This is a genomic window from Mycolicibacterium litorale (assembly GCF_010731695.1).
Lineage (GTDB): Bacteria > Actinomycetota > Actinomycetes > Mycobacteriales > Mycobacteriaceae > Mycobacterium > Mycobacterium litorale.
In genome coordinates this window covers 470,530-482,819 of the sequence record NZ_AP022586.1, presented here as the reverse complement: position 1 = coordinate 482,819, position 12,290 = coordinate 470,530, and the positions used below count along the sequence as shown (strand labels likewise).

The 12,290-nt window shown below is 68.5% G+C and carries 12 protein-coding genes; 6 read left to right on the top strand and 6 right to left on the bottom strand.

Annotation, left to right across the window (positions count from 1 at the left end; all coding sequences use genetic code 11):
- Window positions 1–63 precede the first annotated feature (63 nt).
- Entirely contained in the window at window positions 64–381 is a 318-nt protein-coding gene (locus tag G6N30_RS02315; protein ID WP_134059507.1) for a 2Fe-2S iron-sulfur cluster-binding protein, read from the top strand.
- Here the strand turns inward: G6N30_RS02315 and G6N30_RS02310 are convergent.
- Genes G6N30_RS02310 through G6N30_RS02295 form a run of 4 tightly spaced genes read right to left on the bottom strand, consistent with a single transcriptional unit; the run spans window position 369 to window position 4,366 of the window.
- Window positions 369–1,364 (bottom strand): CaiB/BaiF CoA transferase family protein, encoded by a 996-nt coding sequence (locus G6N30_RS02310; RefSeq protein WP_234880333.1) that lies wholly within the window; start codon window positions 1,362–1,364, stop codon window positions 369–371. The genes G6N30_RS02315 and G6N30_RS02310 overlap by 13 nt on opposite strands.
- 44 nt (window positions 1,365–1,408) lie before the next feature.
- A complete protein-coding gene (locus G6N30_RS02305) occupies window positions 1,409–2,365 on the bottom strand; it encodes an LLM class F420-dependent oxidoreductase (protein ID WP_134059502.1) in 957 nt (318 codons plus the stop codon).
- A gap of 2 nt (window positions 2,366–2,367) precedes the next feature.
- A complete protein-coding gene (locus G6N30_RS02300) occupies window positions 2,368–2,772 on the bottom strand; it encodes a cobalamin B12-binding domain-containing protein (RefSeq protein ID WP_134059499.1) in 405 nt (134 codons plus the stop codon).
- Window positions 2,773–2,788: 16 nt separating this feature from the next.
- Entirely contained in the window at window positions 2,789–4,366 is a 1,578-nt protein-coding gene (locus G6N30_RS02295; protein WP_134059496.1) for a methylmalonyl-CoA mutase family protein, read from the bottom strand.
- A gap of 212 nt (window positions 4,367–4,578) precedes the next feature.
- On the opposite strand from G6N30_RS02295, the gene G6N30_RS02290 reads away from it, so the two are divergent.
- The 5 genes from G6N30_RS02290 (at window position 4,579) to G6N30_RS02270 (ending at window position 9,988) form a co-directional block, all read left to right on the top strand.
- Window positions 4,579–5,406 carry an SDR family oxidoreductase gene (locus G6N30_RS02290; RefSeq protein ID WP_134059494.1) on the top strand — a complete coding sequence of 276 codons (828 nt, stop codon included), beginning with the start codon at window positions 4,579–4,581 and terminating at the stop codon, window positions 5,404–5,406.
- Complete coding sequence (locus G6N30_RS02285; protein WP_134059491.1) at window positions 5,403–6,917, top strand: class I adenylate-forming enzyme family protein; 1,515 nt, start codon at window positions 5,403–5,405, stop codon at window positions 6,915–6,917. Before G6N30_RS02290 ends, G6N30_RS02285 begins: the two co-directional genes overlap by 4 nt.
- Window positions 6,914–7,216 carry a hypothetical protein gene (locus tag G6N30_RS02280; RefSeq protein ID WP_134059488.1) on the top strand — a complete coding sequence of 101 codons (303 nt, stop codon included), beginning with the start codon at window positions 6,914–6,916 and terminating at the stop codon, window positions 7,214–7,216. Before G6N30_RS02285 ends, G6N30_RS02280 begins: the two co-directional genes overlap by 4 nt.
- Before the next feature lie 109 nt (window positions 7,217–7,325).
- A complete protein-coding gene (locus G6N30_RS02275) occupies window positions 7,326–8,636 on the top strand; it encodes an MFS transporter (RefSeq protein WP_134059485.1) in 1,311 nt (436 codons plus the stop codon).
- 53 nt (window positions 8,637–8,689) lie between these two features.
- Window positions 8,690–9,988, top strand: coding sequence for an MFS transporter (locus tag G6N30_RS02270; RefSeq protein WP_134059482.1), 1,299 nt, complete (start codon window positions 8,690–8,692; stop codon window positions 9,986–9,988).
- Window positions 9,989–9,995: 7 nt separating this feature from the next.
- Here the strand turns inward: G6N30_RS02270 and G6N30_RS02265 are convergent, their stop codons facing one another.
- Window positions 9,996–11,084, bottom strand: coding sequence for a phosphotransferase (locus G6N30_RS02265; protein WP_134059479.1), 1,089 nt, complete (start codon window positions 11,082–11,084; stop codon window positions 9,996–9,998).
- Window positions 11,081–12,283 (bottom strand): cytochrome P450, encoded by a 1,203-nt coding sequence (locus G6N30_RS02260; RefSeq protein WP_134059476.1) that lies wholly within the window; start codon window positions 12,281–12,283, stop codon window positions 11,081–11,083. The genes G6N30_RS02265 and G6N30_RS02260 overlap by 4 nt, the downstream gene beginning before the upstream one ends.
- Window positions 12,284–12,290 lie beyond the last annotated feature (7 nt).

Genomic DNA, 12,290 nt, shown 5'->3' with positions numbered 1-12,290 from the left:
GCCTATCATTTCGAGAGAATAGAGTTCTCCGTTCAGCAGAATCATCATGTCAGAAGGAGTCGTATGACGGCCGAACCGATGTCCGTGGCGCCCGACGGCGGGTCCTGCGCCGAGGTGACCATCGTGCTCGACCGCAAGAAGGCCTCGGTGTCCCAGGTGACCGGTGAGACGCTGCTGGAAAGCGCGCGCAGGGCGGGCATGTCACCGCCGTTCTCCTGCGAGGCCGGGAACTGCGGCACCTGCATCGCCAAGCTGACCGAAGGCACCGCCTCCATGCGGGTCAACGACGCGCTCGACGACGACGAGGTGGCCGACGGATACGTGCTGACCTGCCAGGCGGTTCCCGAGACCGACCGCGTGGTGGTCACCTACGACGAGTGATCGGCGGCCGGCAGCGCCGGCGGCGGACGGTACTGCGGCTCGTAGCCCTCGATCCGGATCGGGCTGCCGACCAGCCGGAACCCGCCGGCCGTGACCAGCGCCTCGGGCGTCTGCTCGAGCGCGTCGGGCAGCCCGCGCACCGCGGCAGCCGGGATACCGAGCGGCCGCAGCCGCGCCTCCCACCCCTTCGCCGAATCCCCGGCCAGCGCCGCCGTGACGAGGGCGAGCACCTCCTCGCGGCGCGCCGACCGCTCCGCCATCGTGGGGAAGCCCTCGATACCCGCCTCAGCGGCGAACAGCCGCCAGAACCCGTCGTGGGTGACGAACAGCGCGAGATACCCGTCGGCCGTCGGAAACAGTTGAGCCGGAACGTAGAACGAGTGCGCACCATTGGGATAGCGGCGCGGCACCACCCCGTCGTTCAGGTACGCCGCCGCCCGGTAGTTCAGCTGGGAGAGCATCACGTCACGCAGGCAGACGTCGACCTGCCCGCCACGGCCGGCCACGATCATCGCCAGCAGACCGAGAGCGGCCGTCAGCCCCGTGGAGTTGTCCGCCGACGAATATCCCGGAAGTGTCGGCGGCCCATCCGGATCCCCGGTCATGGCCGCTACCCCGGTGGCCGCCTGGATGACGTAGTCGAATGCCGGGTCGTCGCCGCCGTCGAGCCCGAACCCCGTCATCGCCACGCAGACGATCTTCGGATTGAAGCGCCGCAGGTTCTCAAAGGTGAGGCCGAGCTTACGGATCACCGACGGCTTCATGTTCACCAGCAGCGCATGGGAGTCCGCGACCAGCTCGGCCAGCCTGCGCTGCCCCTGCTCGGACTGCAGATCGAGACAGACGCTGCGCTTGTTGCGGTTCAGGCTGGCGAAGTAACTGTCGCTGACCTGGCGGGAGATCTCGCCACCCGGCGGCTCGATCTTGATCACCTCGGCGCCGAGGTCCGCGAGCATCATCGTCGCGTACGGGCCGGCCAGCATCACGCCGACCTCCAGCACGCGGATGCCGGCCAGCGGTGAGCCGCTCACCGCACCTGCTTGGCCAGTTCGGCGATCACCTCACGCGTGCGGTACTTGGACGCGATCAACTCGTCGCGGGTGTCGCCGATCGGCAGCAGACGCACCGAGAGGTCGGTGACACCGGCGTCGGCGAACTGCTTGAACCGGGCCAGGATCGACTCTTCATCACCGGCCGCGCACAGGTCGCCGACATTGCGCGCATCGCCGCGGTCGAGCAGTCGCTGATAGTTGGGTGAAGTCTCGGCCTCGGCCAGGATCCGGTTGGCGCGCTCCTTCGCCGCGTCGATCTCGGAGTTGGCGCACAGGCATACCGGGATACCGGCGACGATGCGCGGGGCGGGGCGGCCGGCGTCCGCCGCCGCCTTGGTGATCTTCGGCGCGATGTGGTCACCGATCGCCTTCTCGTCGGCCATCCACAGCACGGTACCGTCGGCCAGTTCCCCGGCGAGCTGCAGCATGACCGGGCCCAGCGCGGCCACCAGCACCGGCATCGGCTTGTCCGCGCCCAGCACGGTGGGGTTGTGCACGGTGAACGAGGTGTTCTCGACGTCCACCGGACCGGGGCCGGCCAGCGCGGCGTCGAGCACCTCGAGATAGTCGCGCGTGTAGGCCGCCGGCTTCTCGTAGGGCAGGCCGAGCATGTCGCGCACGATCCAGTGGTGCGACGGGCCGACGCCGAGCGCGAGCCGGCCGCCGGCCACGGCGTGCACCGAAAGCGCTTGGCGCGCGAGCGCGATCGGATGCTGCGCCTGGAGCGGGACCACCGCGGTGCCGAGTTCGATGCGCGAGGTGTGCGCGGCCATCAGCGCCACCATCGTCAGGCAGTCGAAGTCGTTGGGCACCTGGGGCATCCATGCGGTGTCCATCCCCGCCGACTCGGCCCACTCGATGTCGGACACCAGCTTGGCGACCTTGCGCGCCATGTCGCCGCGCTCGGCGCCGATCATCACACCCAACCGCATCGCTACTCCCCTGCCTCCGTCGCGCCGGTCAGCTTCCGCACCTCGGTCACCAGCGTCTCCAGCGGCGTGCCGGTCGGGAACACCGCCGCCGCACCGGCTTCGAGCAGCTTCGGCACATCGGCCTGCGGAATGGTGCCGCCGACCACGACGGCGATGTCGCCGGCGTCGGCCGCGCGCAGCGCCTCGACGGTCCGCCGGGTCAGCGCGAGATGGGCGCCCGAGAGGATCGACAACCCGACCAGGGCGACGTCCTCCTGCAGCGCGATCGACACGATGTCCTCGATGCGCTGGCGAATGCCGGTGTAGATGACCTCGAATCCGGCGTCGCGCAGCGTGCGCGCGACTATCTTCGCGCCGCGGTCATGGCCGTCGAGGCCCGGTTTGGCGACGAGAACACGCGTGGGCATCCGGAACTCCACCCTTCTAGAAGACGACCGGCTGCTGGAACTCGCCCCACACCGCTTTGAGCGCCGAGACCATCTCGCCGACGGTGCAGTAGGCGTTCGCGCAGTCGATCAGCTTGTGCATCAGGTTGTCGTCACCTTCGGCTGCCCGGGACAGCGCCGCCAGCGCGGCTGCCACCGCATCGGCGTCGCGGTCGGCCTTCACCTTCGCCAGCCGCTTGAGCTGTAGATCGCGGCCCTCGGCGTCGAGCTCGTAGGTGTCGATGTCCGGAGGCGGTTCGTCGGTGACGAACTTGTTCACCCCGACGACGGGCCGCTCCCCCGACTCGATCTCCTGGTGCACCTTGTAGGCCTCGTCGGCGATGAGGCCCTGCAGGTAGCCGTCCTCGATCGCGCGCACCATGCCGCCGTGGGTCTCCAGGTCGTGCATGATCTCGATGATCTTCGCCTCGGTGGCGTCGGTCAGCGCCTCGACGAAGTACGAGCCACCGAGCGGATCGGCCACCCGGGTCACGCCCGTCTCGTAGGCCAGGATCTGCTGGGTGCGCAGCGCCAGCGTCGCGGATTCCTCGCTGGGCAGCGCGAACGGTTCGTCCCACGCGGCGGTGAACATCGACTGCACCCCGCCGAGCACCGACGCCATCGCCTCGTAGGCGATGCGCACGACGTTGTTCTGCGCCTGCGGGGCGTACAGCGACGCGCCGCCGGAGACGCAGCCGAACCGGAACATCGACGCCTTGTCGCTGGTCGACCCGTAGCGCTCCCGCACGATCGTCGCCCAACGCCGCCGTCCGGCACGGTATTTCGCGATCTCTTCGAAGAAGTCGCCGTGGGTGTAGAAGAAGAACGAGATCTGCGGTGCGAACTTGTCGATGGACATCCGGCCGCGCTCGACCACGGTGTCGCAGTAGGTGACGCCGTCGGCGAGGGTGAATGCCATCTCCTGCACCGCGTTGGCGCCTGCATCGCGGAAGTGCGCACCGGCCACTGAGATCGCGTTGAACCGCGGCACCTCGGCCGCGCAGAACTCGATGGTGTCGGCGATCAGGCGCAGCGACGGCTCCGGCGGCCAGATCCAGGTGCCGCGCGAGGCGTATTCCTTGAGGATGTCGTTCTGGATGGTGCCGGTGAGCTTCTCCCGGGGCACGCCGGCCTTCTCGGCCGCGGCGACGTAGAACGCCAACAGGATCGCGGCGGTGCCGTTGATGGTGAAACTGGTGCTTATTTTGTCCAGCGGGATGCTGTCGAAGAGGATCTCCGCGTCCGCCAGCGTGTCCACCGCCACCCCGACCCGACCGACCTCTTCGCCGTACTCGGGATCGTCGGAGTCGTAGCCGCACTGGGTGGGCAGATCGAGCGCCACCGACAGTCCCGTGCCGCCCTGGTCGAGCAGGTACCGGTAGCGGCGATTCGACTCCTCAGCGGTGCCGAAGCCGGAATACTGCCGGAAGGTCCACAACTTGCCGCGGTATCCCGAGGCGAAGTTTCCGCGCGTGAACGGATAGGTACCGGGCGCGGGGGGTTCGCCGCTCCGGTCGCCCGGCCCGTAGACGGGCTCGAGCGGAAGGCCCGAGGAAGTCTGCACGAGGTCGCTCATCAGTGGATAACGTACTTGCAAAAAATGAGAATGCCAATACCGCAATCGGGAAGGCCGCCGCCTCGAGATGAACTCGCCGGGTTCGGCGCGACGGCATCGGCACACCGGGCGACCCCCGCACGACCTGCGCCGGGGAGTGCGTCACAATCGGTGGATACGCCACTTGCAGAAAATGAGAATGCCAATACCATCGAGGTGAGTCGAGGAGGCCCATGCCCAGCCAACCATCGTTGACTGATCGAACCCTGGTGGTGTCCGGCGGAAGTCGCGGAATCGGCCTTGCCATCGCGATCGGCGCGGCCCGCCACGGCGCCAACGTCGTGCTGCTCGCCAAGACCGGCGAACCGCATCCGAAGCTGCCCGGCACCGTGCACACCGCCGTCGCCGACGTCGAGGCCGCGGGCGGGAAAGCCGTCGCGGTCGTCGGGGACGTACGCAAGGAGGAGGACGTCGCGCGCGCCGTCGCCACCGCGGTCGAGCACTTCGGCGGCGTGGACATTTGCGTCAACAACGCGAGCGCCATCGCGACCGAGCCGACCGAACAGCTGTCGGCCAAGAAGTTCGACCTGATGATGGACATCAACATCCGCGGCACCTTCCTGCTGACCAAGGCCTGCCTGCCGCATCTGCGCGCGTCGGGTAACGCGCACGTCCTCACTCTGGCGCCGCCGCTGAACATGAACCCGTACTGGCTGGGCGCCCACCCGTCGTACACGCTGTCGAAGTACGGCATGACGCTGCTCTCGCTCGGGTGGGCCGAGGAGTACGCCGACGCCGGGATCGCGTTCAACTGCCTGTGGCCCGAGACCTACATCGCCACCGCCGCCGTGGCCAACATCGGCGCGGACGCCCTCCAGTCGGCTCGGGATCCGCAGATCATGGCCGACGCGGCGGTCGAGGTGCTGTCCCGGCCGGCACGCGAGACCACCGGTCAGTGCTTCATCGACTCCGAGGTGCTCGCCTCGGCCGGCGTGGACGACCTGTCGCGCTACGGTGGCGGGGACAACCCCACCCTCGACATCTTCGTGGACAGGACATGAGTATCTCGCTGCTGCTGGAGATGTCTCTCTCGGCGGACCCGGACCGGACGGCCGTCGTCTCCGACGACCTGCGGCTGTCCGTCACCGAACTGTCGGCACTGGCCGACGGCGGCGCCGGTGTCATCGCGAATTCCGGTGCGGCCCACGTCGCCTACGTCGGCACCGGCGGCGCGCTGCTGCCGCTGCTGTTGTTCGCCTCGGCCAGGGCGGCGATCCCGTTCACCCCGCTCAACTACCGGCTCAGCCGCGACGGTCTGCACGAACTGATCGCCCGGCTGCCCGACGCGCTGGTGATCGCCGACGCGGAGTACCGCGACGTCGTCGCGGGTGCCGGTAGGCAGGTGCTCGACGCCCGGGAGTTCCTCGCCGCCGCCCGCACGGCCGAACCCGCCGCGGAGTTCGCCGACCCCGACGCGGTGGCCGTCGTGCTGTTCACCTCGGGCACCACCTCACGCCCCAAAGCCGTTGAGCTGACCCACAACAACCTGACCAGCTACGTGACCGGCACTGTCGAGTTCGCCTCGGCCGCACCTGAGGACGCGGCGCTGATCTGTGTACCGCCGTACCACATCGCCGGTGTCGGCGCCGCCATGTCGAACCTCTACGCCGGCCGCAAGATGGTGTACCTGCGCCACTTCGACGCCTGCGAATGGATCCGGCTGGTCCGCACCGAAGGCGTCACCACCGCCACCGTCGTACCCACCATGCTCGACCGCATCGTGTCCGCGCTGTCGGAGGAGCCGGTCGCTCTGCCCACGCTGCGCAACCTGGCCTACGGGGGTTCGAAGGTCGCGCTGCCGCTGGTGCGGCGGGCACTGGAACTGCTGCCCGGCGTCGGATTCGTCAACGCCTACGGGCTCACCGAGACCAGTTCGACCATCGCCGTGCTCGGACCCGACGACCACCGCGCCGCGCTCGCCTCCGACGACGACGCGGTCGCGCGCAGGCTCGGCTCGGTGGGTCAGATCGTGCCGGGCATCGAGGTGCAGATCCGCGCCGACGACGGCACCGTGCTCGGCCCCGGCGAGACCGGTGAGCTGTTCGTGCGGGGCGACCAGGTCTCGGGCCGCTACACCGACATCGGATCCGTACTCGACGCCGACGGCTGGTTCCCCACCAAAGACGTTGCCTCCGTTGATGCCGACGGCTACCTGTTCATCGGCGGCCGCTCCGACGACACGATCATCCGCGGCGGCGAGAACATCGCACCCGCCGAGATCGAGGACGTGCTCGTCGAACACCCCGCGGTGCGCGACGTCGCCGTTGTCGGACCCGAGGACCCGCAGTGGGGGCAGATCATCGTCGCGGTGGTCGTCCCGGCCGCGGGGGCCAGCCCCGATCCTGACGAACTGCGCGCCCACGTCCGCAGTCATCTGCGCGGTTCCCGCACCCCGGACCGGGTGGTGTTCCGCGCCGAGCTGCCGACCAACGCCACCGGTAAGGTGCTGCGCCGCGATCTGATCCAAGAACTCCAAGCCGCAGCCGACGAGCCCGAGAAGGAGCCCGCATGATCAAGAACGGCACCCGCCTGCAGAGCCAGGTGTGCGACACCCAGGTGATCGTGGTGCGCAGCGCCGAGAGCCTCGACGATCTGCGCGCCGGCGGTGCGCCGATGGTGCCGCTGGATGAGACGAAGGCGGCCGATCTCACCCTGGACCCCGCGCTGTCCGACGGCAACGTGATGGGCAAGCGCTACGTCGACGACAACGGCGCCGAGGTGCTGGTCACCAAGGCGGGCGCGGGGACGCTGTCCATCGGCGCCACCCCGCTCAACCTCAAGGAAGCCAAACCCCTCCCGGCCAGCGACTGAGCCCGGCGCCGGGCCGGACCCGGCTGCTCGCGAGGGTTGATCCCGCTCGCGATGGGGAATGCTCGAACCCAGCAATGCCCGGGTCGACTTCGCCATCGAGGAGCAAACCATGGCCACCATCGACGGTCACCGCCCGCGGGAGGCCGAACCGCTCGCCGTGCGGCGCGCCGTGCGGGGTGCGGCCATCGGCAACACCGTCGAGTGGTTCGACTTCGCGATCTACGGGTTCCTCGCCACCTACATCGCGAAGAAGTTCTTCCCGACCGCCGACGACACCGCCGCACTGCTGAACACCTTCGCCATCTTCGCCGCCGCCTTCTTCATGCGGCCACTGGGCGGGTTCTTCTTCGGCCCGCTGGGTGACCGGATCGGCCGCCAGCGCGTGCTCGCCCTGGTCATCCTGCTGATGTCGGCGTCGACCTTCGCGATCGGCCTGCTGCCGAGCTACGACGCCATCGGGGTGGCCGCACCGCTGCTGCTGCTCCTGCTGCGCTGTGTGCAGGGTTTCTCCGCGGGCGGCGAATACGGAAGCGGCGCATGCTATCTCGCTGAGTTTGCACCCGACCGGCACCGCGGCTTCGTGGTGAGCTTCCTGGTCTGGTCGGTGGTCGTCGGCTTCCTGCTCGGTTCCGTGACGGTGACGGTGCTCGAGACGGCGCTGAGCGAGTCGGCGATGAACTCCTACGGATGGCGCATCCCGTTCCTCATCGCAGGCGTGCTGGGCGGCGTCGGCCTCTACATCCGGCTCAAGCTCGGCGACACACCGGATTTCGAAGAGCTCAAGGAATCCGGCGAGGTGTCCACGTCGCCGCTCAAGGATGCGGTGACGACGTCGTGGAAGCCGATCCTGCAGATCGCCGGCCTCGTCATCATCCACAACGTCGGCTTCTACACCGTGTTCACCTACCTGCCGAGCTACATGACCGAAACGCTCGACTTCACCAAGACCGACGCGTTCATCTCGATCACGGTGGCCAGTGTCGTCGGGCTCGTGCTCATCCTGCCGCTGGGCGCGCTGTCGGACCGCGTCGGCCGCAAACCGTTGTTGATCGCAGGCGCCGTCGGTTTCGCGGTGCTGGCCTATCCGCTGTTCGCGCTGTTCAACACCGGTTCGCTGCTCGGGGCCATCGCCGGCCACGCCGGGCTGTCGGCTCTCGAGGCGCTGTTCGTCGCGGGCTCGCTGGCCGCGGGCGCGGAGTTGTTCGCCACCCAGGTGCGTTCGAGCGGCTATTCGATCGGATACAACACGTCGGTGGCGCTGTTCGGCGGCACCGCACCGTATGTCGCGACCTGGCTCACCGATCGCACCGGGAACGAACTGGCGCCCGCCTACTACGTGATCGTCGCCGCCGTCATCTCACTGGCCACCATCCTGACCATGCGCGAGACCGCCAACCGTCCGCTGCGTATGCGGGTCTGATTCCGGCGCGAAAACCCTTGCCGGGCCGCCGATCGGCCGATAACGTCCACACAATGGCAGCGACCAGGGCGACCGCCTCTGTCGGTACCTCGCCCGCGCGGGTCGCGTCCGCCAGTTTCATCGGTACCACCGTCGAGTACTACGACTTCCTGATCTACGGCACCGCGGCAGCGCTGGTGTTCCCGAAGCTGTTCTTCCCGGACGTCTCGCCGGCCACCGGACTGCTGCTGTCCTTCGCGACGTTCGGCGTCGGGTTCGTCGCGCGCCCGCTGGGCGGAATCGTGTTCGGCCACTTCGGCGATCGTCTCGGCCGCAAGCGGATGCTGGTCTACTCGCTGCTCATCATGGGCGCCGCCACGGTGCTGATGGGAGCGCTGCCCACCTACGCGCAGATCGGTGTCGCGGCGCCCATCCTGCTGACACTGCTGCGACTGCTGCAGGGCTTCGCCGTCGGCGGTGAGTGGGGCGGCGCCACGCTGATGGCGGTCGAACACGCCGCACCGGGCCGCAAGGGGTTCTTCGGCGCGTTCCCTCAGATGGGCGCGCCCGCCGGCACCGCTATCGCCACGCTGGCGTTCTACGCGGTCTCGCAGCTTCCGGACGAACAGTTCCTGTCCTGGGGATGGCGAATCCCGTTCCTCGCCAGCGCCGTATTGATCCTCATCGGGCTGTTCATCCGGCTGTCGCTGGACGAGAGTCCCGAATTCGCGGCGGTGCGGGCCGAGGCCGCGGTGGTGCGCCTGCCGATCGCCGCAGCGGTGCGCAGGCACTGGCGCCAGATCCTGCTCATCGCCGGGGCGTACCTGTCACAGGGGGTGTTCGCCTACATCTGTGTGGCGTACCTGGTCTCCTACGCCACGACGGTGGCCGGGATCGACCGTACCCAGGCACTTCTGGGCGTCTGCGTCGCCGCGGTGGTGGCGGTGGTGATGTATCCGGTGTTCGGTGCGGTCTCCGACGTCGTCGGCCGCAAACCGGTGTTCCTGGCCGGCGTGGTCGCGATGGGTGTGTCGGTCGTGCCCGTGTTCGCGTTGATCAACACCGGCGAGCCCGGACTCTTCCTGCTCGCGCTCGTGCTGGTGTTCGGGTTGGCCATGGCGCCGGCCGCCGGGGTGACGGGTTCGCTGTTCAGCCTCGCGTTCGACCCCGACGTCCGGTACAGCGGTGTGTCCCTGGGCTATACGCTGTCCGCGGTCGTCGGCTCGGCTTTCGCGCCGACGATCGCCACCGCGCTGTATACGGCGACGAAGTCCAGCGATGCGATCGCCGCCTACCTCATCGTGGTGTCAGTGATCTCCGCGGTGTCGGTCAGCCTGCTGCCCGGACCGTGGCGACAGCCCCGGGTTCGGTGACACTGACTCAGGTGTCGATGTCAGCCAGGGCCTCGGCGGTCTGCAGGTCGGCGTACGCGGCCGAATAGCGTTGCGCCAGAGCGATCGCGATGTCCGGGCGCTGCCACAGCTCCCCCGCGCTCGCGGTGCACAGCCACAGGGTCAGCCCGTGTGCCACCGACGCCCGGTAGCGCAACCAGATCTCGCCGAGGGACGGCAACTCGTCGGCGGGCAGACCGAGCGCGTCGCGGTACTCCTCGAGGAGGTGACGCTCACTGCGGCGCCGGTCCTCGATCGTCAACGCGCCCTGCAGGAAATAACCCAGATCGAGCGACCAGTTACCCCGCCGCGCGACCTGCCAGTCGAGGAAGCCGACCTCACCACTGGGCAACAGGTAGGTGTTGCCGATGTGCGGGTCACCGTGCAGCAGCGTCTGCGGAGCCTTGGTGAGGCTGCGGATGTACGGCTTCCAGATGTCCTCGATGAGCCCGTCGATGGTCAGAGCCATCACGACGTCCGGCGCATCGTCGCCCAGCCGCTTCTGCGCCTCCGACAGTGGGGCGGCGCCCATACCGTCCCACGGCACGAACGGCTCCAGCCAGCCGAGGGCGGGCTCTTCGAGAACCCGCTCACCCCAGTACTTTCCGTGCATGCGAGCCAACCCGCGCACACCCGTGGCGGCCTGCTCGACGCTCAGCGGCCGCGTCGCATCCCGCGGGTCGGCACCGCGGGTGGTGAGGTCCTCCATCACCAGGATGAAATCCTCGGCGGATTCGTCGATCAGCGCGCAGAACACGGTGGGGTGCTCCAGCGGCAGATCGACGCGTGAGTTGAACAACCGCGGTTCGTGGAACAGACCGCTGGTGAGCCGGACCAGGTCGCGGTGCGCGGGGTCCACCGCTTTGACGAACACCGTCGCCGGACCCGAACCCGCCGAGTACTCCACGCGCAGGCGGGCCCGGCGGTTGGTGCCGTCGTCGCGCAGGTCGACGCGGACGGATTCGACCACCGCGTCCTGATGCGTCGCCGACAGCGCGGCGGTCATCCATTCCGGCGTGATCTCGTCCCAGTCCTTCGGGACCGCCAGCGCCGGGTCGGCAGTCGGCGGGGTCGTCATCGCACGATCGCCGGCATCGAATCCCAGCCCCGCACAGTCGACGTCGGCGACAGCGCGGCGTTGGCCATGTCGACGTCCCACTCCGGGAAGCGTTTGAGGATCTCCTCCAGCGCGATCCGGCCCTCCAGCCGGGCGAGCGCGGACCCGAGGCAGTAGTGGGTGCCGACGCTGAACGCGAGGTGCTGGCGCGGTTCCCGGTGGATGTCGAACACGTCGCCGTCGGGCGGGAACTGGCGGTGGTCGCGGACCGCGGCCCCGATGAGCATCATCATCACGCTGCCCTCGGGAACCGTCTGGCCGTGGATCTCGATGTCGCGGGTCACGTACCGCGCGACATGCGGAGCCGGCGGTTCGAAGCGCAGCAGCTCCTCCACCGCCTGCGGGATCAGGGCGGGGTTCTCGACCAGTTCGCGCCGCTGATCAGGGTGCTCGGCGAGTACCTTTGCCGCCCAACCGATCAACCGTGTCGTGGTCTCGTTGCCTGCGCCGGCCACCACGTTGAGGTAGACCAGCAGCTCTTCGCGGCGCAGCCGCCGCACGGTGCCGGTCTCGTCGGTGAACTCGACGTTGAGCAGTTCGGTCATGATGTCGTCGGACGGGTTGTCCTTGCGCCAGTCGATGTAGGCCTCGAACACCTCGCCGGTCACCATGCCCTGTTCGGCGGCGGACATCGGCTTGCCGGCCTCGGTGCGCAACTGGGCGTTGCCGTAGTCGCGGATCATCTCCTGGTCGTCCTCGGGGATTCCCAGCAGCGAGCTGATCACCTTCATCGGCATCTGGGCGCCGAAGTCGGTGATGAAGTCGAATCGGCCGGCGCCGATCAGCGGGTCCAGGCTCTGCGCGCAGAACTCGCGGATCTTCGGCTCGAGCGCGTTGATCTTGCGTGGAGTGAACATGCGGGCGAGCAGTTTGCGGTGCACATCGTGGATCGGCGGGTCCTCGAAGATCACCGTGCCCGGCGGGATGTCGATGTTGGCCTTGATCAGCTCGACGATCGCGCCGCGCGCCGAGCTAAAGGTCTCGTGGTCGACGAGCGCCTTGCAGACGTCGTCGTACCGGCTCACGGCGTAGAAGTCGTGCTGGGCGTTGTAGTACAGCGGCGCCTCCTCACGCAGGCGCTTGAACATCGGGTAGGGATCGGCATTGAGTTCGACGTCGTACGGATCGAAGTAGACGTCGGGGCTGGCACTCACGGTCACGGAAATC

Excerpts from the sequence above, each read along its gene's own strand:
- G6N30_RS02315 (WP_134059507.1), top strand. The coding sequence starts at position 64 with ATGACGGCCGAACCGATGTCCGTGGCGCCCGACGGCGGGTCCTGCGCC.
- G6N30_RS02310 (WP_234880333.1), bottom strand. The coding sequence starts at position 1,364 with ATGCTGGCCGGCCCGTACGCGACGATGATGCTCGCGGACCTCGGCGCC.
- G6N30_RS02305 (WP_134059502.1), bottom strand. The coding sequence starts at position 2,365 with ATGCGGTTGGGTGTGATGATCGGCGCCGAGCGCGGCGACATGGCGCGC.
- G6N30_RS02300 (WP_134059499.1), bottom strand. The coding sequence starts at position 2,772 with ATGCCCACGCGTGTTCTCGTCGCCAAACCGGGCCTCGACGGCCATGAC.
- G6N30_RS02295 (WP_134059496.1), bottom strand. The coding sequence starts at position 4,366 with ATGAGCGACCTCGTGCAGACTTCCTCGGGCCTTCCGCTCGAGCCCGTC.
- G6N30_RS02290 (WP_134059494.1), top strand. The coding sequence starts at position 4,579 with ATGCCCAGCCAACCATCGTTGACTGATCGAACCCTGGTGGTGTCCGGC.
- G6N30_RS02285 (WP_134059491.1), top strand. The coding sequence starts at position 5,403 with ATGAGTATCTCGCTGCTGCTGGAGATGTCTCTCTCGGCGGACCCGGAC.
- G6N30_RS02280 (WP_134059488.1), top strand. The coding sequence starts at position 6,914 with ATGATCAAGAACGGCACCCGCCTGCAGAGCCAGGTGTGCGACACCCAG.
- G6N30_RS02275 (WP_134059485.1), top strand. The coding sequence starts at position 7,326 with ATGGCCACCATCGACGGTCACCGCCCGCGGGAGGCCGAACCGCTCGCC.
- G6N30_RS02270 (WP_134059482.1), top strand. The coding sequence starts at position 8,690 with ATGGCAGCGACCAGGGCGACCGCCTCTGTCGGTACCTCGCCCGCGCGG.
- G6N30_RS02265 (WP_134059479.1), bottom strand. The coding sequence starts at position 11,084 with ATGACGACCCCGCCGACTGCCGACCCGGCGCTGGCGGTCCCGAAGGAC.